The 21,583-nt window shown below is 59.6% G+C and carries 25 protein-coding genes; 16 read left to right on the top strand and 9 right to left on the bottom strand.

Annotated elements, in window-relative coordinates; translation table 11 throughout:
- Positions 1–21 precede the first annotated feature (21 nt).
- From R3D51_03395 to R3D51_03370, 6 genes are all read left to right on the top strand, one after another.
- Positions 22–1,482, top strand: a complete 1,461-nt coding sequence (locus tag R3D51_03395; protein MEZ5898518.1) for a ThiF family adenylyltransferase — start codon at positions 22–24, stop codon at positions 1,480–1,482.
- A 475-nt stretch (positions 1,483–1,957) separates the two neighbouring features.
- Entirely contained in the window at positions 1,958–2,446 is a 489-nt protein-coding gene (locus tag R3D51_03390; protein ID MEZ5898517.1) for a hypothetical protein, read from the top strand.
- Positions 2,447–2,518: 72 nt separating this feature from the next.
- Positions 2,519–3,628, top strand: a complete 1,110-nt coding sequence (locus R3D51_03385) for a DNA adenine methylase (protein MEZ5898516.1) — start codon at positions 2,519–2,521, stop codon at positions 3,626–3,628.
- A complete protein-coding gene (locus R3D51_03380; protein ID MEZ5898515.1) occupies positions 3,628–4,464 on the top strand; it encodes a DpnII family type II restriction endonuclease in 837 nt (278 codons plus the stop codon). The genes R3D51_03385 and R3D51_03380 overlap by 1 nt, the downstream gene beginning before the upstream one ends.
- A gap of 51 nt (positions 4,465–4,515) precedes the next feature.
- Positions 4,516–6,618, top strand: coding sequence for an AAA family ATPase (locus tag R3D51_03375; protein ID MEZ5898514.1), 2,103 nt, complete (start codon positions 4,516–4,518; stop codon positions 6,616–6,618).
- A gap of 324 nt (positions 6,619–6,942) precedes the next feature.
- On the top strand, positions 6,943–7,257 hold the full coding sequence (locus R3D51_03370) for a hypothetical protein (GenBank protein ID MEZ5898513.1): 315 nt from the start codon (positions 6,943–6,945) through the stop codon (positions 7,255–7,257).
- A 79-nt stretch (positions 7,258–7,336) separates the two neighbouring features.
- Here R3D51_03370 and R3D51_03365 read toward each other — a convergent pair whose 3' ends face one another.
- Entirely contained in the window at positions 7,337–8,263 is a 927-nt protein-coding gene (locus R3D51_03365; GenBank protein MEZ5898512.1) for a hypothetical protein, read from the bottom strand.
- A 55-nt stretch (positions 8,264–8,318) separates the two neighbouring features.
- Positions 8,319–9,164 carry a hypothetical protein gene (locus R3D51_03360; GenBank protein MEZ5898511.1) on the bottom strand — a complete coding sequence of 282 codons (846 nt, stop codon included), beginning with the start codon at positions 9,162–9,164 and terminating at the stop codon, positions 8,319–8,321.
- A 311-nt stretch (positions 9,165–9,475) separates the two neighbouring features.
- Between R3D51_03360 and R3D51_03355 the strand changes: the two genes are divergently transcribed.
- Positions 9,476–10,051, top strand: a complete 576-nt coding sequence (locus tag R3D51_03355; protein MEZ5898510.1) for a recombinase family protein — start codon at positions 9,476–9,478, stop codon at positions 10,049–10,051.
- A gap of 12 nt (positions 10,052–10,063) precedes the next feature.
- Here R3D51_03355 and R3D51_03350 read toward each other — a convergent pair whose 3' ends face one another.
- The gene (locus R3D51_03350) at positions 10,064–10,639 is read right to left on the bottom strand and encodes a hypothetical protein (GenBank protein MEZ5898509.1); all 576 of its coding nucleotides are present in this window, start codon (positions 10,637–10,639) and stop codon (positions 10,064–10,066) included.
- A 237-nt stretch (positions 10,640–10,876) separates the two neighbouring features.
- On the opposite strand from R3D51_03350, the gene R3D51_03345 reads away from it, so the two are divergent.
- Both R3D51_03345 and R3D51_03340 read left to right on the top strand, forming a co-directional pair.
- Entirely contained in the window at positions 10,877–11,812 is a 936-nt protein-coding gene (locus tag R3D51_03345) for a zincin-like metallopeptidase domain-containing protein (GenBank protein MEZ5898508.1), read from the top strand.
- A 75-nt stretch (positions 11,813–11,887) separates the two neighbouring features.
- The gene (locus R3D51_03340) at positions 11,888–13,246 is read left to right on the top strand and encodes a hypothetical protein (protein ID MEZ5898507.1); all 1,359 of its coding nucleotides are present in this window, start codon (positions 11,888–11,890) and stop codon (positions 13,244–13,246) included.
- A 34-nt stretch (positions 13,247–13,280) separates the two neighbouring features.
- Here the strand turns inward: R3D51_03340 and R3D51_03335 are convergent, their stop codons facing one another.
- Genes R3D51_03335 through R3D51_03310 form a run of 6 tightly spaced genes read right to left on the bottom strand, consistent with a single transcriptional unit; the run spans position 13,281 to position 18,984 of the window.
- Entirely contained in the window at positions 13,281–14,813 is a 1,533-nt protein-coding gene (locus tag R3D51_03335; GenBank protein MEZ5898506.1) for a hypothetical protein, read from the bottom strand.
- An 11-nt stretch (positions 14,814–14,824) separates the two neighbouring features.
- Entirely contained in the window at positions 14,825–17,218 is a 2,394-nt protein-coding gene (locus tag R3D51_03330; protein MEZ5898505.1) for a hypothetical protein, read from the bottom strand.
- Complete coding sequence (locus R3D51_03325; GenBank protein MEZ5898504.1) at positions 17,215–17,574, bottom strand: hypothetical protein; 360 nt, start codon at positions 17,572–17,574, stop codon at positions 17,215–17,217. The genes R3D51_03330 and R3D51_03325 overlap by 4 nt, the downstream gene beginning before the upstream one ends.
- Entirely contained in the window at positions 17,571–17,843 is a 273-nt protein-coding gene (locus R3D51_03320) for a hypothetical protein (protein MEZ5898503.1), read from the bottom strand. The genes R3D51_03325 and R3D51_03320 overlap by 4 nt, the downstream gene beginning before the upstream one ends.
- 60 nt (positions 17,844–17,903) lie before the next feature.
- Positions 17,904–18,503 (bottom strand): hypothetical protein, encoded by a 600-nt coding sequence (locus R3D51_03315; GenBank protein ID MEZ5898502.1) that lies wholly within the window; start codon positions 18,501–18,503, stop codon positions 17,904–17,906.
- A 13-nt stretch (positions 18,504–18,516) separates the two neighbouring features.
- The gene (locus R3D51_03310; protein MEZ5898501.1) at positions 18,517–18,984 is read right to left on the bottom strand and encodes a hypothetical protein; all 468 of its coding nucleotides are present in this window, start codon (positions 18,982–18,984) and stop codon (positions 18,517–18,519) included.
- Between the two features lie 448 nt (positions 18,985–19,432).
- Between R3D51_03310 and R3D51_03305 the strand changes: the two genes are divergently transcribed.
- The 7 genes from R3D51_03305 to R3D51_03275 are packed head-to-tail and all read left to right on the top strand — an operon-like array spanning position 19,433 to position 21,583.
- Complete coding sequence (locus tag R3D51_03305; protein ID MEZ5898500.1) at positions 19,433–19,657, top strand: hypothetical protein; 225 nt, start codon at positions 19,433–19,435, stop codon at positions 19,655–19,657.
- Positions 19,657–19,836: a hypothetical protein gene (locus tag R3D51_03300; protein MEZ5898499.1), complete on the top strand. Its 180-nt coding sequence runs from the start codon at positions 19,657–19,659 to the stop codon at positions 19,834–19,836. Before R3D51_03305 ends, R3D51_03300 begins: the two co-directional genes overlap by 1 nt.
- Positions 19,833–20,042: a hypothetical protein gene (locus R3D51_03295; protein MEZ5898498.1), complete on the top strand. Its 210-nt coding sequence runs from the start codon at positions 19,833–19,835 to the stop codon at positions 20,040–20,042. The genes R3D51_03300 and R3D51_03295 overlap by 4 nt, the downstream gene beginning before the upstream one ends.
- Positions 20,033–20,362: a hypothetical protein gene (locus R3D51_03290; protein MEZ5898497.1), complete on the top strand. Its 330-nt coding sequence runs from the start codon at positions 20,033–20,035 to the stop codon at positions 20,360–20,362. Before R3D51_03295 ends, R3D51_03290 begins: the two co-directional genes overlap by 10 nt.
- Positions 20,359–21,057 carry a hypothetical protein gene (locus R3D51_03285; GenBank protein MEZ5898496.1) on the top strand — a complete coding sequence of 233 codons (699 nt, stop codon included), beginning with the start codon at positions 20,359–20,361 and terminating at the stop codon, positions 21,055–21,057. The genes R3D51_03290 and R3D51_03285 overlap by 4 nt, the downstream gene beginning before the upstream one ends.
- On the top strand, positions 21,054–21,275 hold the full coding sequence (locus R3D51_03280; protein ID MEZ5898495.1) for a hypothetical protein: 222 nt from the start codon (positions 21,054–21,056) through the stop codon (positions 21,273–21,275). Before R3D51_03285 ends, R3D51_03280 begins: the two co-directional genes overlap by 4 nt.
- Positions 21,272–21,583 carry a hypothetical protein gene (locus R3D51_03275; GenBank protein MEZ5898494.1) on the top strand — a complete coding sequence of 104 codons (312 nt, stop codon included), beginning with the start codon at positions 21,272–21,274 and terminating at the stop codon, positions 21,581–21,583. Before R3D51_03280 ends, R3D51_03275 begins: the two co-directional genes overlap by 4 nt.

Raw genomic sequence — 21,583 nt, 5'->3', positions numbered from 1 at the left:
CGCGCCAATCGAAGTGCGGCCATGACGGAGCAAGTCGCGGAAGAAGCCCGCGCTCATCTGCTGCGCGCCGACGGGCAAGAAGACCTCTGCTTCGCTTTGTGGCGGCCGAGCGCAGGGCGAAGCCGTAGCACTGCCATCATCCAAAAACTGGTGCTGCCCCATCCCGGCGATCGGAATGTCCATGGCAACGTAAGCTTCCAGCCTGTCTACCTTGAACGCGCTCTTGCCGCCGCCGCGGTCGAGGGGGCCGGTCTGGCTTTGCTTCACAGCCATCCCATGGGACGGGGATGGCAGGGCATGAGCCGCGATGACGTCGCAACGGAGCAAGGCATTGCGGGTGCCGTCTTCGGCACTACTGATCGTCCGCTCGTAGGGCTGACACTTGCCGGTGACCACGCATGGAGCGCCCGATTCTGGGAGCGGACCGCACCGCGCGCCTACACGAGGCAATTCTGCGCAACTGTCCGTGTTTTAGGTGAGCGCATAAAGGTTGACTACTTTGATCAGCTAGCGCCGGTACCAATGCCCATGCAGGCGCAAGTAAGAACAATTTCTGCGTGGGGCGACGAATGCCAGGCCGATCTCACCCGCATGCGGATCGGGGTCATCGGTGGCGGCAGTGTTGGTGGTGTTGTCGCCGACGCGTTAGGCCGCATGGGCTTCGAAGACCTGCTTCTGCTCGATTTCGACAAGGTTGAAGAACACAATCTGGATCGGCTCATCTACGCGACGCGGGCCGACATCGGTCGCTTCAAAGTCGATGTTCTTGCCGAGCATCTGAAAGCCCGTGCCACTGCTGGAAGGTTCGACGTCGAGTTCTTGCAGCTTGCGGTCTACGAAGACGAGGGCTTCAGAGCCGCTCTGGATTGCGACATGCTGATCTGCTGCGTCGATCGTCCTTGGGGGCGATATGCGCTTAATCTGATCGCCTATGCACATCTCATCCCTGTGTTCGACGGCGGGATCAGTGTACGGGCAAACAAGTCCGGGAGGCTGGCAGCAGCCGACTGGCGGGCTCATACCGCGACCGTGACGCGACCGTGCCTGCAATGCCTTGGTCAGTACACGCCGAGCGCCGTGCAGCTGGAGCGTGAGGGCTTTCTCGACGACCCGGACTACATTGAAGGATTGCCCAAGGATCATCCGTTGCACGCGCGGGAGAATGTGTACGCCTTTGCGCTTTCGTGCGGCAGCCTGCAGGTCCTGCAGATGCTTGCCTACGCGATCGCTCCTCTCGATCTCTCTAATCCAGGCGCCCAAATCTATCATTTCGTTGGAAGCCAGATGGAACCGCCGCAGTTCGGCACATGCAAGCCCAACTGTCCGTTCCCGGGTCTTGTGGCGATGGGCGATGACGGGGGGATAGCTGTTACGGGGCCGAGGCCGCACTCTGATCAAATCGAGAGTCCACCGTCCTCTCGCAGCCCCTGGCTGTGTCGCGTGTCAACGACGGTGTCGGAACTCTTTCGGAGGTGGAAATGAAGGCATTGTGGAAGTGGGGGGGCGAATTCTTCGGCTATCGGGACGGAGACAGTTTGTGGACACATGACGGTCGGCATGTGGGCAGATTTCAAGGAGACCAGATATTCGGGCCGGACGGCCGCTATCTGGGAGAGCTTCGTAGCAACGACCGCCTGATCACCAATCGGAGTTGCAAATCCAGACGGGGTTCATCATTTGCGCCATACGGAAGGCGAGTCGGAATAGTCCCGTACGTTGGGTACGTCGGCTACGTCATGATTGTCGGCTATGAAGATTTTCCATCCCTTTAGGTTGGGCGCATCCGTCCCCATTGCCATAAGTCCGGTCGGGCTCTCGTGAACGGAACCCGGCGAGATGCGCGGGTTTCCGCCATCCGGCTTCGATCCCTTGCGTAATGCTGCACTGCATCGTGACTTATGCGGATGAATGGCGATCATCTCCTTGCCAATTAATCAACAAAAACAAGGAGAAGTTCATGAGTGCCCATTCACTCAAATACACCACACATGAAGGCGTCGTCCGCACGGTTCCGCTCGATACCATCCGTCTGATCAAGCCGCTTACTGCAGACGACAAGGCGAAGGCCGCAGCTGGCTTGAAAGAGAAGGGGATCGACATCGATCCCGATCGCATCACTGCCCGCATCGAGTTTTCCGACAAATCCTCGCGTCTCGCGAGGGAAGGGGTGGACGCCTTCCGTGAGCAGGGGGTGGGCCTCGTCAATCTCGGCTCCGATCGCTACACGCCGGCGACCAACATCACCGCCGCTGAAGCCTTCACGAAAGAAGACGCAGAACGCCTCAAGGGCGAGGACTACACGCTCAAAGGCACGTTCCGCTCCAAGGTGGAGACGAAGGCGGGGACGGTGCTTTCCTCCGCACACCCGCAGCAGGTCATGGACCGCCGCGCCAAGGCTCTCGGGCAGGTGCCCGAGAAGCCAAGCGGCGGCACCGCGCCTACATAGTCGTGGGCTTTCAGGTGGATTGGCAACTATACCTTGGTCAGCACCCAACGACTCATCTAGGCTGATGGAATCATGAGGGGATCCGCAGCCGCCAAGACCAAATCAGCAACCGTTGTGCCTTTACCGCGGCCAACGACGAAGGCGCGCGCCGTCGAGCTGCCACCTCAGGTCGCCGCTTATCCCGAACTCCGATACATGGGCTCCAAGAAACGGCTGTTACCTTGGATCCATGGCGTTCTTGACGCGCTAGATTTTGAGACCGCCCTTGATCCCTTCTCAGGCACTGGGGCGGTCGCATACCTAATGAAAGCGATGGGCAGACGCGTAATCGCTTCCGATTTTCTCAATTTCTCCAGTCTTGTCGCCCGCGCAACAATCGAGAACAGTCACCGACGGCTCGACGGTAAGGCCATCAAGAGACTGATCGACACAACGCCTCCAGTACATAACTTCATCCAGCGCACTTTTTCCGGGATCTTCTACACAGATGAGGATCTCAAATTCCTCGATCGGATCTCCGGCAACATCAGGCAGCTTGAGGACCCCCGAGACGAGGCACTCGCCTATACGGCGCTGTTCCGTTCCTGCCTCAAGCGGCAGCCACGCGGCGTCTTTACCGTCTCCGGCGACCTCAGCCGCTACGACGACGGCCGACGCGATCTCCGGCTGTCACTGGAGGAACATTTCCTGGAGCAGATCGAGGTCTACAACGCCGCTGTCTTCAACAACGGCCGCAAGAACGTCGCCATGCGGTCGGACATCTTTGAACTTCCGGCCAGAAAAGTCGATCTCGTCTATCTGGATCCGCCTTACGTCCCGCGGTCGGACGACAATTGCTACATCAAACGCTACCATTTCCTCGAAGGCCTCTCTTGCTACTGGCAGGGTCTTTCCGTCGACCTCAACACCAAGGTCAAGAAGGTCGCCAAGCGATACACCCCCTTCAGTTATCGCCGCACTGCGGTCGATGCGTTCGACCAGATGTTCGCCCGCTTTAGGAAGAGCACGATCGTGCTTTCCTACAGCTCCAACGGGTATCCCGATCTCGATCAGCTCGAAACGATGCTGCGAAAATACAAGAAATCGGTTCGCGTTTTCGAGAAGCCTCACCGCTATCATTTCGGGACCCATGCAGGCGTCGAACGTTCAAGTGTGACCGAATACCTGATCGTAGGTCGCTGATGCAGCAGATCGACCAGGCACTCGACGATATCGTCGAAAGCCTGAGCCCGTTGTCGGTTGAGTGGATGGATGATGTGGCCACGAAGGCCATCGCCAAGCTTGCGACCCTGGAGAAGAAGGACGCTTACACGACCGAGGATGTTGCCCAGCTCGTGGAGGAGGATTTCGACGAAGGGATCCTCTGCTGTCGATTGTTCCTTGCCCTCTCGAAGGATGCAATGGAAGCGGAACTGCGACGCGAACTCGGAGCGGGAGGTATAGGCGTCAAGCGTTTCCAGACCGACCGAGATGCCTTCCTTGCCGTGCTCGATCGCCTTGGTCTTCTTGATGCAATGGCGGCTACCATCAACTACGAACCCGTCTGGAGCGATATTCTTGTCGAGCGTCTACGATCCGGCCGTGGAAGCGCGATACAGGGCCAGAAGCGGGGCAGGGGGCTCGAAGACTTCGCCGAAGCCATTGTCGAGGAGGTCTTCGGAGACAATTACGATACACGCTGCACCTTCACAGGCGCTGACGGCAGGACAGCGAAGTGCGACTTCGCCGTACCCGACAAGACTCGTCCCCGCATTATTGTGGAGGTCAAAGGATATGGCGCTACCGGCTCGAAGATGAGCGATATCATCGGTGACCTTGACGCGATCATCGACGCCAAGCGGCACGACACCGTGCTCATGTTCGTCACAGACGGCATTACCTGGAAGGCTCGCATGTCCGATCTGCGCAAGATCGTCGAGCGCCAGAACCAGGGAAAGATTGCACGCATCTATACGACCAAGATGCGCGAGCAGTTCTTGGATGACCTGCAGACACTCCGGAGAAATTACGGGCTTTAAAGGATAATCGCTTCCAATTCTTAGGCTGGCCCTTCGAGGGGCGTCACCATCATGCATTTATCAAAAATATCGATCGAGAATTTCAAGGGATTGCGGTCGGCCAGCTTCGATCCGACAAGGTTTTCTTGTCTCGTAGGTGAGAACAACGCCGGCAAATCCACCGTGCTTCAGGCAATTGTGACCGGTCTAAAACGCCCGAACCAGCTGGAAGCAGAGCTTTTTTACGATCAGCAACAGCCGGTCGAGTTCAGAATGGAGTACCTGGACATCCAGGATGCCGACATCAATCGTCTGGCCGAAGAGCATCGACCACGTATCCAAGAGCTTGTCGTTGATGGACGACTGGTGCTGACAATACGCTACCGGGTGGGCCAGAAGGTCGAGATCAGAATTGAACGGCAGCAACCACGTGAAGAGCGGTATCGCGATGATGCGATCAACGCGGTGTTCGCCAATAAGCGCGGAGCCGCGGTAAGGCGTGCTCTTGAAGAAAGCTACGCAGAATTTGCCGGCGATGCTCCTGACGAATTGAATATCGGAGCGGCGAAGGCCCACATCAAAGAGCATATCTCGCGATTGCCACAGGACCAGTTCGAGGCGGTCGAAGCGCCGCTCCCGACAGGCGTCTCAGCCTCTGTAACGGCATTGCTGCCGGAGCCGATCTACATTCCTGCGGTGAAAAACCTTTCCGATGACCTCAAGACCAGCCAATCGACATCGTTCGGGCGGCTATTGGGCCTGCTCCTTGACGACATGGCGCCAGATCTCGCGGACATCACGGCGTCGCTCGCCCAGTTGAACCAGTTTTTCAATCGTGAGGAACGCGACGGCGAAACCGTCGACAACCGGCACGAAAAGGTTCGAGACCTTGAGGCGTCCGTTGAAGGTTATCTGAAAGAGAACTTTCCTCTCGTGAAGATCGAACTGAGGGTGCCTCCGCCTGAATTGAGGACGATCCTCAACTCTGCGCAGATTTACGTGGATGACGGATCGAAGGACGTAATCGACAACAAGGGCGACGGCATCAAACGGTCACTGACCTTCGCTCTCCTGCAATGCTATGTTGCCCGGCTCCAGGGACAAGACGCAGAAGGCGAGCCGGCAACCCGACCGCCGCTGATATTCCTGTTCGAAGAACCTGAACTCTACCTTCACCCCAAGTCGCAGCGGATCCTGTTCAGCACGCTCGAACGCATTTCTCGCCAGTTTCAGGTCGTCGTCACCACCCATTCACCGCTTTTCTTTGCGCCGGGCGCAACGGCAAGCTTCGTGCGTGTAGCGAAAGAAGCAGCCGACCCCAAGCCAATCGGCCGATTGCGGGCTGTGAATTTCGAACTCGACGCGGCAAGTGCCGAGTCCTTCAAGATGGCGCGCTTCGAGAACGCAGATGCGGCGTTCTTCAGCAAGCGTGTGGTTCTGTTCGAAGGCGAGTCGGACGATGCCTTCTTCAAACACGTCGCGAAGCTGATGAATCCCGAGTGGGACTTCGAAGCCAAGAACATCTCCATGGTGCGGGTGTCCGGGAAGGGCAATTTTACCCGATTTCGAAGGTTCTTTGAGGCGTTCGGAATTGACGTGAAGCTGATTGCCGATCTGGATGCGTTCTTCGAAGGTTATCAACATCTCGGGGCCGGGCAGGAAGTAACGGCACTGCGCGATGAAGCAATTCGTCTAGTCGACGAGCGGATTGGTGCGTTGAACATCAAGGCCGATCCTGCAAACCGCCAAATCAAGGACAAGGTATCCGGCGCGTCCTGGAGGGACCGTTACAATCGCGCGAAGGATGCTTTGCGAACCATCCAGGAGACCGGCAACGTGGATGACGACACCATTGCGTTGATGGATGGACTGTTTACCTGGGAAGTCGACATCGCCCGTGTCCGTGTTTGCCGCGACGATGCAGCTTCGCAGGCTGCTATCGTTCCCGCCCTTACCGAACTGCGGCGCTCGGGCATACACGTGCTCTCGCGCGGGGCTATCGAGGACTACTACCCCGAAGGGACGCCGACATCGACGGCGAAGCCTGAAAGGGCATTGGCCGCATGCGGGAGAGTCGCTACGAGGGAGCAAGCCATCGGACTCAGCACGCCACTTGGCGATGGTGGCGACCCTGAATTGGTAGTGATTTGTGGTAGCCTATTTGAGGGAATCTAGCCGACCACCTGACTGTGACAACAAGTTATTTCCCGTAAGAGACATTATCACTTCGGACGTATCGCGTAGAAACAACGACTTAGACGACCTTCCTGACCGCCCGATCTTTCCCTCGCGCCGTTGCTTTGCATATTCGAGTGATCGCAATTGCGTTCGCGGTCGGTGGCCATTGACGCGACGATGCCAGGCCGCTGCATCCGGTCAAGGGGCTGCCCGCACCGCTCCCGCATCGGGACCGTGTTGCCCCTGTGACCGTTTCGCGAATTGCGGCCCGCCGATCTCCCGCGCGTCCACCTGGACCCGCAACGCGAAGGAGATCACGGCATGACCACGACACGACCCGTCTACGAAGAGCAGCGCACAGTCTGGCAGGGCATCGGCATCACTATCCGGTGGTCACCCCGATGGCTCGGCAGCGATGGTGCGGAATTCTCATTCTCGCATCTGGAAATCGTCGCCGATAACCGGCATCCCCTCCCGGTGACCGAGACGGGATACCGCTCTCACTTCTGCCATTCATCCGATATCGAGGCGCATGGCGGACCAGTCAGCTTCGCCATCGCCTGGCTGGACCACGAAGCCGATACGCCGGAATGGCAGGCACGGCTTGCGTCCTTCCGGCAGCTCTCCCTCTTCTGAGGCGTTCCCGGGCCCGACCATCGTGTTCGGTGCAGTCTACAGGGAGGAAGGAAGCCGCGCGGACTGCGTGGCGCTTCCTTCACAACAGCGGATCGAGGCGATCAAGGACGGGCGCAAGCCATCGGGGGAACGCTATCAGCAGCAGGACGCGGGCCACAAAGAGCATCGCATACCACGCAGCGAGCGAGACGCAGAGGAAGAGCGTCAGCGCAAGGGTCCCCATCACAAGATAGACAATCGCTACACCTGCAGCCGGTATGCGGGCCGGGATGATCGCAAAGAGGAACCGGCCAAGAACTGGCACTTCCTCGAAGGTATGCGCAGCCCCGAGCAGTCCTCTCGTCAATGGCGGACCAAAAAACAACACGCACATAGCCAGAAGGCTCACCGCCCTAAGAAGTTGGCCCACAGAACCGTCCCGTGAGTGCAAAATGATGGTGACCGGCCCGAACATGAGCGGGACGAGGACAAGAACATACGCGGCATACCGGGTCCCGGGGGAAAGCGAGGCTTCGTGCAGGTTCCTTTCCGAGACATCTCCTTCGCACGTGGCGAGGAAGAACAAGGTCATCAGCCAAGGCACCAGATAGAGAATGAGGAAGACGAAGCGCCCCGCTTTTAGAGAGAACGTCACGTCGGCGATCTGCATTTCGCCCGCGATGAACCGGAAGGGTCCGGTGCTTTCCACGGCAAAGACCTGACCAGGCAGGATCGGCCCTTCGGCAGTGACGCTTTGGCACTGGACCGGATATTTTGGGCTCGATGGCGCGGTTCTCAGTCCCGACGCGGAAAACGCCGCGCCGCCGGAGCAGGCAAGAAACAGCGTCCGGCCGGTCTCGGGGATGAACCTGTCGGATGCGCTGATGAGCACGGGAGGATCGAGCCCCAGGAACAGCAGGTGGTCGCGCAGCCCGTGCAAATAGAAGTACGCGCTGACCAGGGGGCCCAGTGCGACCAGGAATATGGCGAGCACGCCCCGCCGTCGGGGCAGTACAATCCGAATCATGTTGCGTTACTCGATACTGCTGCAGTCCGACAGCTACGCGCTCAAATGTTTCCGCTCACAGCTTCGGCACGCTGCCGCCTGTCTTCGCGCGCAGCTCATTGATGTAGGTCTGGAAGAACCCGAAATCGGCCGTGAGATTCGCCTTCATGCGATCGTTGTCCGTGAGGCGAAACCACACGCTCTCGATGTGGTCGTCAGAAATCCCGTAGGTGGCCTCCATCTCGAACACCACATCGCAGACGCCCTTGTCGTTGATCGAGGCGATGCGCGACTGTTCGATCGTATCCGACGTGACCGCACTGCACGCCGTGAACGGCTGCGGGTTGGTGATCCACGCCTTGCCGCCGTCGAACTGGAAGCGATACGTGACACCCTCGCGGCCCCTGATCTCAAGCGGATCGGCCCGGAGCTTCTTCTTCAGGCTCCCAACCACCTCCGAAATACGTGGCTGGTCCTTCTGATCCGAGTAAATGAGCAGGCGCTCGATCGAATACACTTGGTGGCCCGAGGACGGCGCGCTGAACCGCACCGTGATGTAGTCATCACCTCTCGGCTGCGTCGTCCGTATCTCAAGCTGGACCTTGCCGACATACGCGGCCGTGATGCTTCCATGGGGCGTCGGCAGCTGGAAAACGGTTTCCGTCTCCTTGAGCTTCGCGTCTCCCTCCGGTGCATTGGCCTCGCTGCGCAACGCGTCGATTTTGGCTTTGGCATCAGCGTAAGTATCTCCAAGCTCGATCCCGCGGATGTCACCGTGCACACCCTGCGGAAGCCCCTTCCCCCTTGCGATCGCCTGCACCTGCTTCCAGACGATGTCTTCCGCCCTGGACGCATTTGTTCCGAGCAGGATTGCTGCGCCGGAGACAAGCGCCGCTGCGATCAAGTGTGATGGTTTGCGCATGCCTCGTGTTGCGCGCGGGAAGCGCGCACGACGGGTGCGCAACGAATCATCATCGATGGGCGTTGTGGTGCAGTGGTCCGAAAGGGGTCCCTTTTGGACCTCGCGCGATCATCGGGTCAGCGCGCTTGATTTTGCCATAACTTGCTGCACTATACGGCTCAACTCCGACAGCAACACCAAGGAATCCGCCGCATGCAAAAGGGACCCCTTTTGGCGGGTCGCCGCGCATGCGTACGGAGGTGAGGTCTTGACCGGCAGTCGCGGTAGCCCACGCGTTGCCATGTGCTGCCAGGTTCCCTCATAATTTTCGCATGAAGGTTGGCTACGTCAGGGTCTCGGATGATGACCAGACTCAGGATCTGCAAATCGACGCGCTCGTGGTTGCGGGATGCGAGGTGATCTACGCCGATCACGGCGTCTCCGGCGCCTGCACGCACCGCAAGGGCCTGGATGACGTTCTCGCTTCCCTGACTGCGGGCGATACGTTGGTCGTCTGGAAACTGGATCGCCTCGGGCGATCGACCGTCCACCTCCTCCAACTGCTGGATCAGCTGCGAGCGCGTGGCGTCGACTTCATCGCCATCACGCAAGGCATCGATACGACGACGGCCGTCGGACGCATGCTCTACGGCCAACTGACCGTCTTTGCCGAGTTCGAGCGTGAGCAGATCAGCGAGCGCACCCGTGCCGGTATGGCTGCCGCCAAACGACGCGGCAAACATGTCGGCCGTCCATACAAGCTTTCCGAGCGTGACATCGCGGAAGTGGCGGCTCGGCTCGGCTCCGGAGAGGTCACGCTTACGGCCATGGCGCAATCCCTATCGGTCAGCGCCAAGACGCTGCGTCGCGCGGTTGGTCGTCGTCTTACGCGATCTGCAGGCACTTAGCGGCTGCACGCGTCACCAAATCCACATTTGGGCAATTGCAGTCGTCACGGCTTTTCTCGTACGTCCTACTCGGCCAGTTCGTCCTCGTCGACGCTCATATCCAGTGCGAAATATCTCACCAGTCCCTTCCTGTAGCGAAGCTTGTCGCCAGTTATGACCGCATAGCGCAGCCGTTCGCCGATCAGCATTTGCAGAAGTTATGACCGCATAGCGCAGCCGTTCGCCGATCAGCATTTGCAGAAGCGACGGAAGGGCATCGGATGGGAGCGATAGCAGCCCTGTAAGGCGCCCCCTGTAGAGATCCAGTGAGCCAACGCATTTTGGCTCGTCTTTCTGCCTTTGATCCCAGTTCAGGCGTGGATCCGGCAACAACGTGAGTTCGCCTGTATCCGCCTTGAGATTGGTCGGCCGCAGCAGCTTTCCCCGCAAGACGAGATGCCGGAAGTCGGCATACGGGTCGGTGCGGTGACTCATGGTGTTCACCCCGAACGACAGGCTCCACTCCCAATCCTCGATCCTGACGACATAGGTTCTCGGCTCATCCTGCTCTGGGCTACGGCGTCGCCGCGTCGTTGGTGCGCTCGCCATCACGTCCTCCTTCCCCTTTTCGTCTGATCCCGCGCGGGAGGCGGTCTCTCTTTCTGCCGTCTGTTTGCGCTCACGCGCGGTCGCTTCAAGGGCTGACGCCCTCGGCTAGCGGCTTGACAGCCGGCCGCCTTGCCCTGACGGGCTGCGGTTCCGCGCCCGCTTCTCCGTGATCGCTCTCCATCCGGCATCGAGACCGCCAATTCCGGCGGGCTCATGCCACGAAGGAGGAACATCATCATGCCCGCACGCCCCGCGAAGTCGCAGCCGCGCCGCGACATCCATACAGACATCACCAACCAGCTCATCGCCGCGATCGAGGCCGATCCGGGCTTCCCGCAAATGCCGTGGCGTCGGCACTCTGGCAAGCCGCTCTTCCTGCCGGAGAACGCGCTGACGAAGAAGCCGTATAACGGCATCAATGTCGTCAGCCTCTGGGTATCTGCCGAAACGCGCGGCTATTCCGCGCCGATCTGGGGCACGTATCGCCAGTGGGCCGATCTGGGCTGCCAGGTACGCAAGGGAGAAAAGTCGTCTCTCGTCGTATTCTACAAGGAGTATGAGGTCGTTCCGGAGGCGCGCGGCGCCAATGGTCCCGATCCGGACAACTCCGATGACGATGGCAAGCGCCGTGTCGCGCGCGCGTCGTACGTGTTCAACGCTAGCCAGGTTGATGGCTACACGCTGCCGGATGCACCGGAGCCGCTAGGTCCCATCGAGCGCATTGCCGCCGCCGATCGCTTCGTAACTGCCACGGGCGCGGCGATCGAACATGGCGGGGATCGCGCCTTCTATCGCCCGTCCACCGATCACATCCAGATGCCGCCCGAGGACCTCTTTTGCGGTACGGATACCCTCTCCCGTTCGGAATCCTATTATGCCGTCCTCGTTCACGAGCTGACGCACTGGAGCGGTGCAAAGCATCGCTTGAGCCGCGATATGGGCAAGCGCTTCGGCGACAATGCCTACGCGGCCGAGGAACTCGTCGCCGAAATCGGCTCGGCCTTCCTGTGCGCCCAGCTTGGCATCACGGAAGGTGAGCCGCGTACCGATCATGCGCAGTACGTCGCGCATTGGCTCAAGATGATGAAGCACGACAACCGCGCCGTCTTCGCCGCTGCCGCGAAGGCGTCCGAGGCGGTGACGTACCTGAGGCGGCTGCAGACCCCCGCCTAGTGGGCGTCATACAAGGACATTGCCAGCGAATCCGCTACACTTCGGGCTTTCGTCAAACACAAATTGCGGTTGATCATGAAGCTCAAGGACATTGTGAAGGACATCGTTGTCGAACTGGCAAGGCTACAGTTGGTGCCGGTCGCTCGACGAAACGATGGCGACGCATTTCCCCTGCCCCGGATGATCGCCGCTGGTGACGGTGGCGGCATTGTCGTTTCGAAAAAGATCGACGATGGTATAGCTGCCGTGGCGAAATTGCTGCTGGACAACGACCCATCGCTAAAGACGGGGTACACGCAAGCAGAATGGCGGACCGCCGTCCGCCGTTGTTTCGGACCGGCGCTGGCCTCAATCGACTTAGACGACAAGCCGCAGGACAACGCGAAGCTTGTTCTCAAGTCCGTAAGGGAAGCACTTTCAAAGGATCAGTCACGCCAAATCTCGCGTGAGCATGCTTTCGGATGTACGCTCTTTAGTGATGCGAACATCGAAGCCTTTGCCATAGGGCCTGTCCGCTTCGAGACGCGCACCAACTGGCTCGCACGGCAGGTTCAGGCGGGTTATGTAACGAACGTTACGGCCAAGCGCATTAGAAACGCGTGGCAGGGCAGGAAGCTCAGAAAGCGCAAGGTTTCCAACGAAAGTCTTACCGAGGATGCCATTCTGGATGCCATCGATACTTGCCCTTTCGTGTGCAGTGTCACCACGACAGGTTTTGCCGGCGAGGCGGCCAAAGAAAAGTCCTTGACGGCGGCGCGGTTAGCCCTTGCCGCAATAGCCCTACTCTGGCAGACGCCCTCCAAAGCGTTGAATGGCTTCAACCTGCTCTTCGATCGTTCCGTCAGACGGATCAAGACGCTGACCTTCGTGCCCACCAAGCATGTCCTTTCCGGATCATCGCTTTCGCATATGCCGCACGGGCCATGGCTAAAATCCGGCGCATGGGAGGATCTACTGCGCGATTGGAAAGATCACTTTGCCATTTTCGGAGAGGTTCTGGACTTCATTCTCAGCCCGACTGGTCAAGTGGCGCGGCCAAAGCTCATGAACACGTTTGCCCAGGCCGTGATGTGGTTCCATGAGGGTTGCCGAGAAACTGTTAGCCTGATGGCTATCGTCAAGTTCACCGCGACCATGGACGCCTTGGCTGGAGGCCATGGCGAGCCCGCGATCTGCCGCGTGATAACGGCGCGGCTTGGCCTCAAGCCTCAAGATCCGATCCGCCGGAACGGGCCGACGTTGAGCGAGGTCATAAAAAAGATCTATGGCGACGGTCGGAGCCGGACCGTCCATGGCACCAACGACAAGTTCGGATGGGATTGGAGTGATACTGAGGGGCAGGCAGAGCAGTTTGCGAAACTGTGTCTTCTCAGCTGCATGGACTGGGCTTCGCAGAACACGGCGGTCGACGATCCCGCGCTCCTCCAGAAATAGATCAGCTTCGCGTCCCGCTCTTGGGTCGGAGCCTTCATTCATCTGTCCAGGCAGCTCGTCGCAATGCGGCATACTTGTCCCTTAGGCGCTCCCACGTGCTGTCGCCCCAAACGACAAACTTCGTCCGGTTCATTGCAAGGTCGTCGATCTTGTTGACGGGCGCAAGAGCAGAGGCATCCTCCAGCCAATCCGTTGCGGTTGCGCTCAGCGCATCGAGATCGTTGACCAAATCCGTTTTCGAGGGCGATGCGTACATCACGATCGCACCTTTCGTTACGTCGGCAACGACGTTTGGGAACACATCCTTGAGTGTCCTGAAAATGATGACGGACGTTGGCGAGAACGGGGTCGACTCTTCAATCCACACACCGAGAATGCCCTCTGGTTTCAAGTGGCGACGGATGTTTCGATACATCTCCCATGAAAACAGGTGCGTGGCGTTCATGTTCTGCATCCATGCGACATCGATGGCAACGACGTCATACCGAGGACCTGCATATTCTGCGAAGTGACGGAATCCATCTCGTGCAAGCAGTCGCACTCGCGGATCAGATTGGTTGCGCGGAAGAGCGTCATCGAATAGCTGCTGTGCGGTAAGTATGGCCGGATTTATCTCTATGACATCGAGTGTGGCGTCCGGCAGCGCATTCTCCAGCATCGCGGCCATGGTCATACCGCACCCGAGGCCGATGTTCGCCAAGTGTGCGTCACTCGCTTGTCCTGCACGTCGGGCTGGCCATTCCCCGACCGCCCAGGCAGAAGGATCGACCGCAAGGCGGTTGCTCCATTGAGGACCAGTTATGCAGAGTGCGCGGCCGTCAATGTTGAGCTGTCGATTCTCACCGGACTGAATTACGGAAACAAGCCCAAAGGGGGACCGCTCGCTGTAAAGGATCTGGTCGCTCTGGCCGTGCTTTGCCTCCACGGGCATGCCTTCGACAGCGAGCACGCGAGATGTAATCGATGTGGCCACAGGCAGCATCAATAGCCCAAGCACGACGAGAGAGATCGTCACAGCGGGAAGCATGGCTTGTCGTGACCAGGGCGGGGTTAGCGTATTAGTGAGCCACATAACGCTTTGAATACCGAGCAAGACCAGAAAGCTCGCCTGAATGCCGAGCGTCGGTAAAAACCAAAACCCACCGGCAATCGCACCAACCACGGAACCTGCCGTATCTGCTATCAGCACCTGCTGGCTTCGGCCGGGGTCAGTAACGTGCATCAACCTGACAACGATTGCGCCACTTAAGCCGGCGAGCCCAACGCCGAACAGCACTGCGGTAGCAACGGTCGCAGGGAGACCGAGAACAATCACGCCAAACCGCCAGGTGAGTAGCTCTGCGATGGCTGTCAAACCAAAAGTCGCTGCGAGCAGGGAGCTGAGCGCCGGCATATAGCGCCGCGACAACGTAGCGCCGAGCCAGAAGCCCGTCAGATGCAATGCAATGATCGATGCGGCCGCGTATTCAGAATTTGCGACGTAAAAGAAGATGATACGATTGACGATAAACTGGCCAGCGAGCGCCCAGAATCCGACCGCCAGGGCGAGGATGGTCGTTGAGCGCAATCTGTTGTCCACTAGTTCCAGCTGACCGTCACACGGCCAACGCCGCCAGTGCCACCTTTGTAGGAGCTGCCGTTCCCTCTGGACCCGCTTGCGCCGACGACAACCGTGACGCTTGTACCTTGGGTGTAGGTACCGGCTGCATAGGTGCGCGTGGCATATCCGCCGCCACCGCCGCCATCGCCATTGCAGCTTCCTCTAGCTACGAAGCGTGCACCGCCGCCGCCTCCGCCCGGGGCGGACCCATTGTGGCCTGCACCATTGCTCGTGCGCTGAGCACCGCCCGCGCCACCGCTCGCACCATTTCCGCCTTTTGCACCATTGCTACCGGAGGTACTGCCCGTACCGCCTGTTTGGTTTGTTGTCCCGCCAGAAGCTGTTCCGCCGGCTCCCCCCGCGCTTGCCGATGCCTTCTTGCCGCCGTTCCCGTAGACGGAGGTTGCCCAGCTGGAGTTTCCACCGTTGCCACCTGCGACCTCGCTATACGAGCTGCAGCCGGCGCCCCCGCCACCACCGCCCCAGACTTTGACGGTCAGGGTCTGGTGATGCGGCACGGTAAAGGTGAAAGTCCCGGCTGACGAGAATGTCTGGGAACCCGCAGTCACCGTAGCGGTCGTCACACTCCAATTGTCGGAGATCGTCCCAACAGTGATCGTTGCGGATCTTGCTGTGCTGGACGTGCTGGCCGACGTTAGGCGCACGCGCAACGTCTGCCCGTTGCTGATTGAGCCGGTAGTGCCCCATGCGCCGCCATTGATGCTGATCTGCGGGGAGCCAGCCCCGGACACAGATACCGATACTGGAGCCGGCCCGACGCCGTTTATGGTCAGCGTGTTGGATGAATTCGTCGCCGCCAAGCCTTGTCCGGTCAGATCGGTGAACGCGAAGGCGTTCGGCGTATTGTCCTGGCTTGTGGTGGTAACGCTCCAAGTACCGGAGAGCGTTCCCACAGTGAGCACAGCGGAATGTGTCGCAAGCGAACTTCCCGAAGAAGTCAGGCGCAGCTGGACGGTATCGCCGTCATTGACGTAACCGCTAGTCACCCACGTACCGCCGTTGATGCGAAATTGCGGGGAACCTTGGCCGGATATAGACGTGTAGACGCCCAATTCGGGCGGGTTATCCAACCCGGCAAGTGTGATTGTGTTCGATGAGGTGAGTGCGGAGAACGTCTGACCTGTCAGGTCCGTAAAGGCAAAGGAATTGGGCGCAGTGTCTCCACCCCCACCCCCCACCTGACTAAAATCCGTCCAACTCGTTCCATCGCAGTACTTGTATGGAGGGGAAGCACCGGAAACGTATTTGATCGCGCCTTCTTTCGAGGCTGTGCACGACGCGGCGTCGTTGCCGATCCTGAGACTGCCATTGACGTCAAGCCTTGTTTGTGGGGTCGTCGTGCCGATTCCGACGTTGCCGCCATCAGGAACGAGAGAGACACGGTTGCTCGACCCGGTGACGGTCGCTCGGATTTCCATGGCGCGGGTCGCGCCGTCGCTCGCAACGATTCTAAAATTCTTGCTATCCACTTCGGACATGAGCTGAAGGTCTGCATCCGCACCGGTTCCAGTGCTACGGAACTTCCAAGGCCGGTCGGTTTCAAATCGGATAAGGTCAGTCGCAGCTCCGAGCGAGCTGATCTGCAGCTTCGCTGCCGGGTTCGTCGTACCTATGCCGAGCCTGTTATTATTGGCGTCCCATACGAGCTGGTTCGCGTCGTGGGCAAGATGGCTAGGGCCGGTCCAATACGCGATGTGGTTTACCGCGCCGATACCAGTGACCGTGCCGCTCCCTGTGCCGAGCGCGGTCCAGCCTCCGCTCAGGCAAACGCTAAGAGCGTTCGATCCAAAACGCAGTGTTCCGATCTTCGCATTCGACGTACCTGGGCAAGTTGCGGCGTCGTTAGCGAGCTGGATGCCACCCGCTACATGGAGCGCAGATTGAGGGGCGGCTGTCCCGACGCCCAGACGATTATTCTCGTTGTCCCAAACAAGATTGGCGTCATCCGCCGCAAGTGTTCCCGCGCTACTACGGAACTGAACGGCTCCCTCGGTACCGCCCGCAGCAGCGCCGATAGTTGCTGCGGACTGCAGCGCCACCCAGTTCGTGCCGTCGCAGAGTTTCAGGGCATTGTTGGTGTCATCATAAACCAGCATCCCTTCCTTGACCGAGGATGCGAATAGCGTCGACGGGGCCGCCTGCGTGCCGCCCTGTGATGCAATGAAGCTCACGACCATGTCGTCCGCACTCGCAAGCGGCGCTGCGGGGCAATCGGCCGAGGCAGGTGTTGCAAGGCAGGTTGATATGAGTAGCCCTGCCAGCACGGTCATGCACAGGGTCCGGACGCCCGAAGTGTCTTTGTGGGTAACTGCCCCGAGCGTCCGGATACTATGCACCGTACCGGAGTTCATTCAGCCTCCGGTGCAGGTTTGGAAATGACCCATCCCTTCTCAAGCCATGCCTGGCCTTCGAACGGGATCTCACCGGACATCAGTTGTGAGAGTCTGGAATCGAGTGTTGCGACGGCCTCGACCAGACAGGTCAGGGCCGCGCGATCATTTGCGGGATCATTGCTCCCAAGAGAGTCTCGGGCTTGTTGAAGAGCGCGCGCCGTATCAGGCGAGCAGTCGTCAGGCGCGGCCTGCGCGCCCGTATGCAGCAGCGCGATGCTTGCGGGAATAAGAACGGCCAACAGTGCCAGTCGTGTGACGACGGCGCGCAGGTTGAGTTCCAAGGCAATGTCGATGGCGGACGTGGGTACGCTCAAGCGCCCTCGCTTTCATCTTCGGCCCACCACCGATTGATCGCGTGATCAGGATTTGTTGCGAGAGGTTCGTTGACGCGCAGCTCAATGACACCGCCGGTCGGAATCGCATCGAGCTTGAGGCGAAGGCCCTTGCCGTCTTTGTGCGTCCAGGCGGCTCCGCAGGGCATCCAGAAGTTACGCCCACTTCCAGGGCGCGTGTAGTAGGCTATATGGGACGGCTTCTTATTCGGTCTCGTTTCAATATCGCGTGCAGTTTTCTCTTTGGGCAAATCCCCTCCTATGTCGCCCTATCATTTTATACATTGCTGATCGCGCAATTCAATTCATCATTATGCGTCCTTTTTCATAAGAATGGAAAATCTCAAATCCTTACCTGCTCTCGCGCTCCGCCTAAGTGGCTCCCATCGGCCGTCGCGCCACCACACCGGCTGATCATCGATGAGCGGTAGGCCGCCTGTCGCGCCGTCCCGCCACCAGAAGTGAATGCCGGCCTGCAGCCGGCGCTCTTCCTGCTCGATCCCGTATAGCCAAATGTTGAATCGCCGGATGACCGCATGGTTCTCGACGCCGCGTATCTCGTAAAGAAGCTCTTCCAGCATGCCGTATTTCAGAAGGACATCGTCCCTGTTGTCCGAAGGACGGCCCATAAACCGCTCGGCCGCTGCCAGCATCTCGGCGTAGGCCTGCTTGTAAGCGGCAATTTCCGCGTCCGTAGCTGGTGCCGGTCTGTTGAGCCGTACCCAGAGCAGCGGCTTCTGCATCTCCCATCGGTGGTCCATGGCGGCCGATAATTCCGCGCGAAGAACCCTGAGAGACGGCATCGCGGCCATCGTCTTTGAAGCTGCAATGGCCAGGGCCTTCGGCGTGCCGAGGCTCATCACCGCAAGGCCGGATGTCAGGGCCAGTAACATGCCACGCCGATCAATCATCAACCCCCTCCCCTTAAACAGGCAATGCCTCGATCCGCTTCCGTTCCTCCCAGTAGCAGGTCGTCCAGACATCAACCGGTCGCTCGGCCTTGAGCGCGAGAGCTTTGCGTTGGAACGCCACGTCTGCGGGTCTCATTGATCGTATGGGCAGGATGCGCTCGATGAGTGCGTCCGCCTCGAAGACAGCGTCGAAGAGCGCGTCGGTCTCCTTTGAAATCTTGAACCGCTCTTCCCACCACGCGTCACTCCACCTTGGCAGCGCTTTCACGCGGGCCATCAGTTTTCCGCATTGCTCGCCGTGGCGTTGGCGGCGTTCGATCTGGACCGCCAGTTGGGCCGCGAGGTCGTGTAATTCAGGGCTGAGCGTTTCCGGAGACTCGATTGGCATCGCATGGGCGAGCGGCGTCAGGGAGAGACACGCGGCTGCTGCGCACGTCCCCACGAATTGCCGCCTGTCCAGATATGTGTGTCGCTTATCCATCGTGCCCCTCTTGAAGCAGTTGCATCGAACAGACTCTCTCGCGCCGATGCCATGACATTCACGCGGGTCGCAGCGGACTTAGTGCGTTGTTAACCGCGCCACCGCGTAGGCATTCATGCAGGCTAGCGCGCAAACGGGGCGGTATCGGTCCGGGATCTTGGCAACAGTGCGATTCCCTCCTTCGCTCGTGGATTTCTCCTGTCCTGTGCGCCGAAGCTGACCGGTGTCGGCCATGGATGATCGGGGCCTAGCCGGACCCGTCAGCCGTATCAACGCGGCTCGCTTCCGCACTTCGCTCACACGCTCGTTTGTGCAGCTCCGCCCCTGTTCACAGGCGCGCATGCGCGCGGCGTTTGATCCGTCCGCCTATGGGTCCGGCTTCTTCGTCCCCATCAAGGCCGGACAACGGTGTTCGGTCAGAAAATCGAGAAACACGAGGAGTGAAGTTATGAGTACCGAGCCCAAATCCAACACGAACCGGCCGACGCACGCCATCTACCAGGTGATCGGCGATGACGACAAAGCACGATGGAACCGCGTCGGTTCCGCCTGGATGCACAAGGACATGCAAGGCGCAAACCTGAAGTTCGACAGCATGCCGATGCACGGCCGCATCGTGGTTCGTGCGATCAAGGACATCGAGAACGGCGCTGACAGCCAAGGGGGTGCGTAATGACCCCCGCACGCCTGCCCTGCCGGCCGCTTGCTGCCGATGCCTTCGAAGCCCTGGTCGAAAACGCGATCATCTGCGCGCAAGACCTCTACGATCTCGACGGCGAGACGTTCCTGAAAATCCGCGACCGTCAGGTCGAGACCTTCGATGACTCCTACGCGATCGGGGGCCTGTCATGAGCGAAGTGACCAACCTTCAACGCGCGGTGTGGGCGGAAGCCGCTCTCACCACCTTTCGTGAGGCCACGCGATGCGACCTCGAAGACGCGCTCGGCGATCTCTTAGGCGATCTGATGCACTGGGCCGTGTTCGCAAAGTTCGATTTCGAGGCGGCACTGGATCGGGCGCGTGACCACTTCCAGCAGGAGGTGGACGAATGCCGGTAACGACATGCGAAAACTGCGGCGCACTTTACCAGTGGAGCTGGCGGGAAGCCTTCGACAAGTTCGGCTTCGGCGACGGCGACGGCCAGGTCGAGACCTACCAGGTCGAGGCCGTGCTCAGGCAAGCGGGCTATGACGTCGAGACCCAGCAATGGGGCATCCACAACACCGTCATCACCTCCATACGGCGTGATGGCAAGGAGCTGATCGGGTACGACACGCTAGGCGTTACCGTCGGCTACGACGATCCGCGCTGCTACCTGCCCGACGACATCATAGATCTTCTCGACCGTGAACTGCCAGACGGGGAGGAGTTTCTATGAGTGCCTCCTTTGCCATCCCGCCTCGATGGGCCGCCAGAAGCAATTCTGCCAGCTGCACACAGGCTGTACCGCGTCGGATACCGAACGAGTTCTATCCGACACCGCCGGAAGCCACGCGTGCGCTTCTCTCGGTCGAGGCCTTTGACGGTCCGATCTGGGAGCCCGCCTGTGGTGACGGGCGTATCGCGAAGATCCTTGCGCGCCACGGCTACGCCGTGGTGCCCACGGACCTGAATGCCTACGGCTTCGGCGAAGCGGGTGTTGACTTCCTCAAAGCCAAAACCCCGCGTGCCAGACATATCGTGACCAATCCGCCTTATGGCTGGGGGCTCGCTGATCGCTTCGTGGCGAAGGCGCTCGCGTTCTCCCGCAAGACAGGCGGCAAGGTCGCCATGCTGCTCAACATGGGATCGCTCTGCCACCGCAGGCGAACCCCGTGGTGGTGCAAGCATCCGCCGGCGCGGCTCTACGCGGTCGATGACATCGTCTGCTGGCCCGAGGATCGCTACGGGCCGGCACCGCGTCACTTCACAAAGCACCGCTATGTCTGGGCTGTCTGGACACCGGAGCACTCGTTTGGATGCGCGTCTTCGACACGACGGGCCCCCACATTCTGGTGGCTCTCCGGCGCGGCGTTCCGCAATCCCTCAACCGCATTTCAGTTCAACATTGCCAACAAAAGGAAATTTTCATGAGCAATACGACACACCAATCACTTATCGAGCTTTTCAGCGTTCTCGACGAGATCATTCTCGGGGCCTCTCATCACACCTACGCCGCCGCACTCGTCATCCGAAAAGGCGAGCGCAATGGTGCCATCGGCACGATATTGCCGGCCGCAGAAAAGCTCGAAGCCGCGAACGCGCTTCTTCGTGCGATCCTCGTTCTGCATCGTCAGGAAGGTGCGGCATGAGCAAGATCCGCCACACCACAATCGACACCGACGCGTTCGATGCCCTGTTCCGGCCGGTCCCGAACCATATGGATAGCAACGCGTCCGTGGACTTCGGGCGCGGCGGGTGCCTGTTTGAAACCTATGGCGAGGCCCTGGCTTTTGTTCGCTCGCAGAACCCGCAATGTATCTGGACCATCATTGATGGCGACGACGGCGAGTCGCTCATTGTGAGCGGCTATCATTTCGTCAACCGCCTCGGATACATCCTGACCGCCAGGCCGGTGCCGGCAGATGCGCGCTACACCGTTCGCAATTTCGACGATTGA

It is taken from the genome of Hyphomicrobiaceae bacterium (genome assembly GCA_041397645.1).
In the GTDB taxonomy this organism is placed as follows: domain Bacteria; phylum Pseudomonadota; class Alphaproteobacteria; order Rhizobiales; family Hyphomicrobiaceae; genus Hyphomicrobium_B.
This window is presented reverse-complemented; position numbering and strand designations above follow the sequence as displayed.

Bases quoted from the DNA above. Each gene is read 5' to 3' on its own strand.
- R3D51_03380 (MEZ5898515.1), top strand. From the start codon at position 3,628: ATGCAGCAGATCGACCAGGCACTCGACGATATCGTCGAAAGCCTGAGC.
- R3D51_03355 (MEZ5898510.1), top strand. From the start codon at position 9,476: ATGAAGGTTGGCTACGTCAGGGTCTCGGATGATGACCAGACTCAGGAT.
- R3D51_03310 (MEZ5898501.1), bottom strand. From the start codon at position 18,984: ATGGATAAGCGACACACATATCTGGACAGGCGGCAATTCGTGGGGACG.
- R3D51_03280 (MEZ5898495.1), top strand. From the start codon at position 21,054: ATGAGCAATACGACACACCAATCACTTATCGAGCTTTTCAGCGTTCTC.
- R3D51_03315 (MEZ5898502.1), bottom strand. From the start codon at position 18,503: ATGATTGATCGGCGTGGCATGTTACTGGCCCTGACATCCGGCCTTGCG.
- R3D51_03345 (MEZ5898508.1), top strand. From the start codon at position 10,877: ATGCCCGCACGCCCCGCGAAGTCGCAGCCGCGCCGCGACATCCATACA.
- R3D51_03275 (MEZ5898494.1), top strand. From the start codon at position 21,272: ATGAGCAAGATCCGCCACACCACAATCGACACCGACGCGTTCGATGCC.
- R3D51_03300 (MEZ5898499.1), top strand. From the start codon at position 19,657: ATGACCCCCGCACGCCTGCCCTGCCGGCCGCTTGCTGCCGATGCCTTC.
- R3D51_03305 (MEZ5898500.1), top strand. From the start codon at position 19,433: ATGAGTACCGAGCCCAAATCCAACACGAACCGGCCGACGCACGCCATC.
- R3D51_03385 (MEZ5898516.1), top strand. From the start codon at position 2,519: ATGAGGGGATCCGCAGCCGCCAAGACCAAATCAGCAACCGTTGTGCCT.
- R3D51_03390 (MEZ5898517.1), top strand. From the start codon at position 1,958: ATGAGTGCCCATTCACTCAAATACACCACACATGAAGGCGTCGTCCGC.
- R3D51_03365 (MEZ5898512.1), bottom strand. From the start codon at position 8,263: ATGATTCGGATTGTACTGCCCCGACGGCGGGGCGTGCTCGCCATATTC.
- R3D51_03350 (MEZ5898509.1), bottom strand. From the start codon at position 10,639: ATGGCGAGCGCACCAACGACGCGGCGACGCCGTAGCCCAGAGCAGGAT.
- R3D51_03330 (MEZ5898505.1), bottom strand. From the start codon at position 17,218: ATGAACTCCGGTACGGTGCATAGTATCCGGACGCTCGGGGCAGTTACC.
- R3D51_03295 (MEZ5898498.1), top strand. From the start codon at position 19,833: ATGAGCGAAGTGACCAACCTTCAACGCGCGGTGTGGGCGGAAGCCGCT.
- R3D51_03340 (MEZ5898507.1), top strand. From the start codon at position 11,888: ATGAAGCTCAAGGACATTGTGAAGGACATCGTTGTCGAACTGGCAAGG.
- R3D51_03375 (MEZ5898514.1), top strand. From the start codon at position 4,516: ATGCATTTATCAAAAATATCGATCGAGAATTTCAAGGGATTGCGGTCG.
- R3D51_03290 (MEZ5898497.1), top strand. From the start codon at position 20,033: ATGCCGGTAACGACATGCGAAAACTGCGGCGCACTTTACCAGTGGAGC.
- R3D51_03395 (MEZ5898518.1), top strand. From the start codon at position 22: ATGACGGAGCAAGTCGCGGAAGAAGCCCGCGCTCATCTGCTGCGCGCC.
- R3D51_03370 (MEZ5898513.1), top strand. From the start codon at position 6,943: ATGACCACGACACGACCCGTCTACGAAGAGCAGCGCACAGTCTGGCAG.
- R3D51_03285 (MEZ5898496.1), top strand. From the start codon at position 20,359: ATGAGTGCCTCCTTTGCCATCCCGCCTCGATGGGCCGCCAGAAGCAAT.
- R3D51_03360 (MEZ5898511.1), bottom strand. From the start codon at position 9,164: ATGCGCAAACCATCACACTTGATCGCAGCGGCGCTTGTCTCCGGCGCA.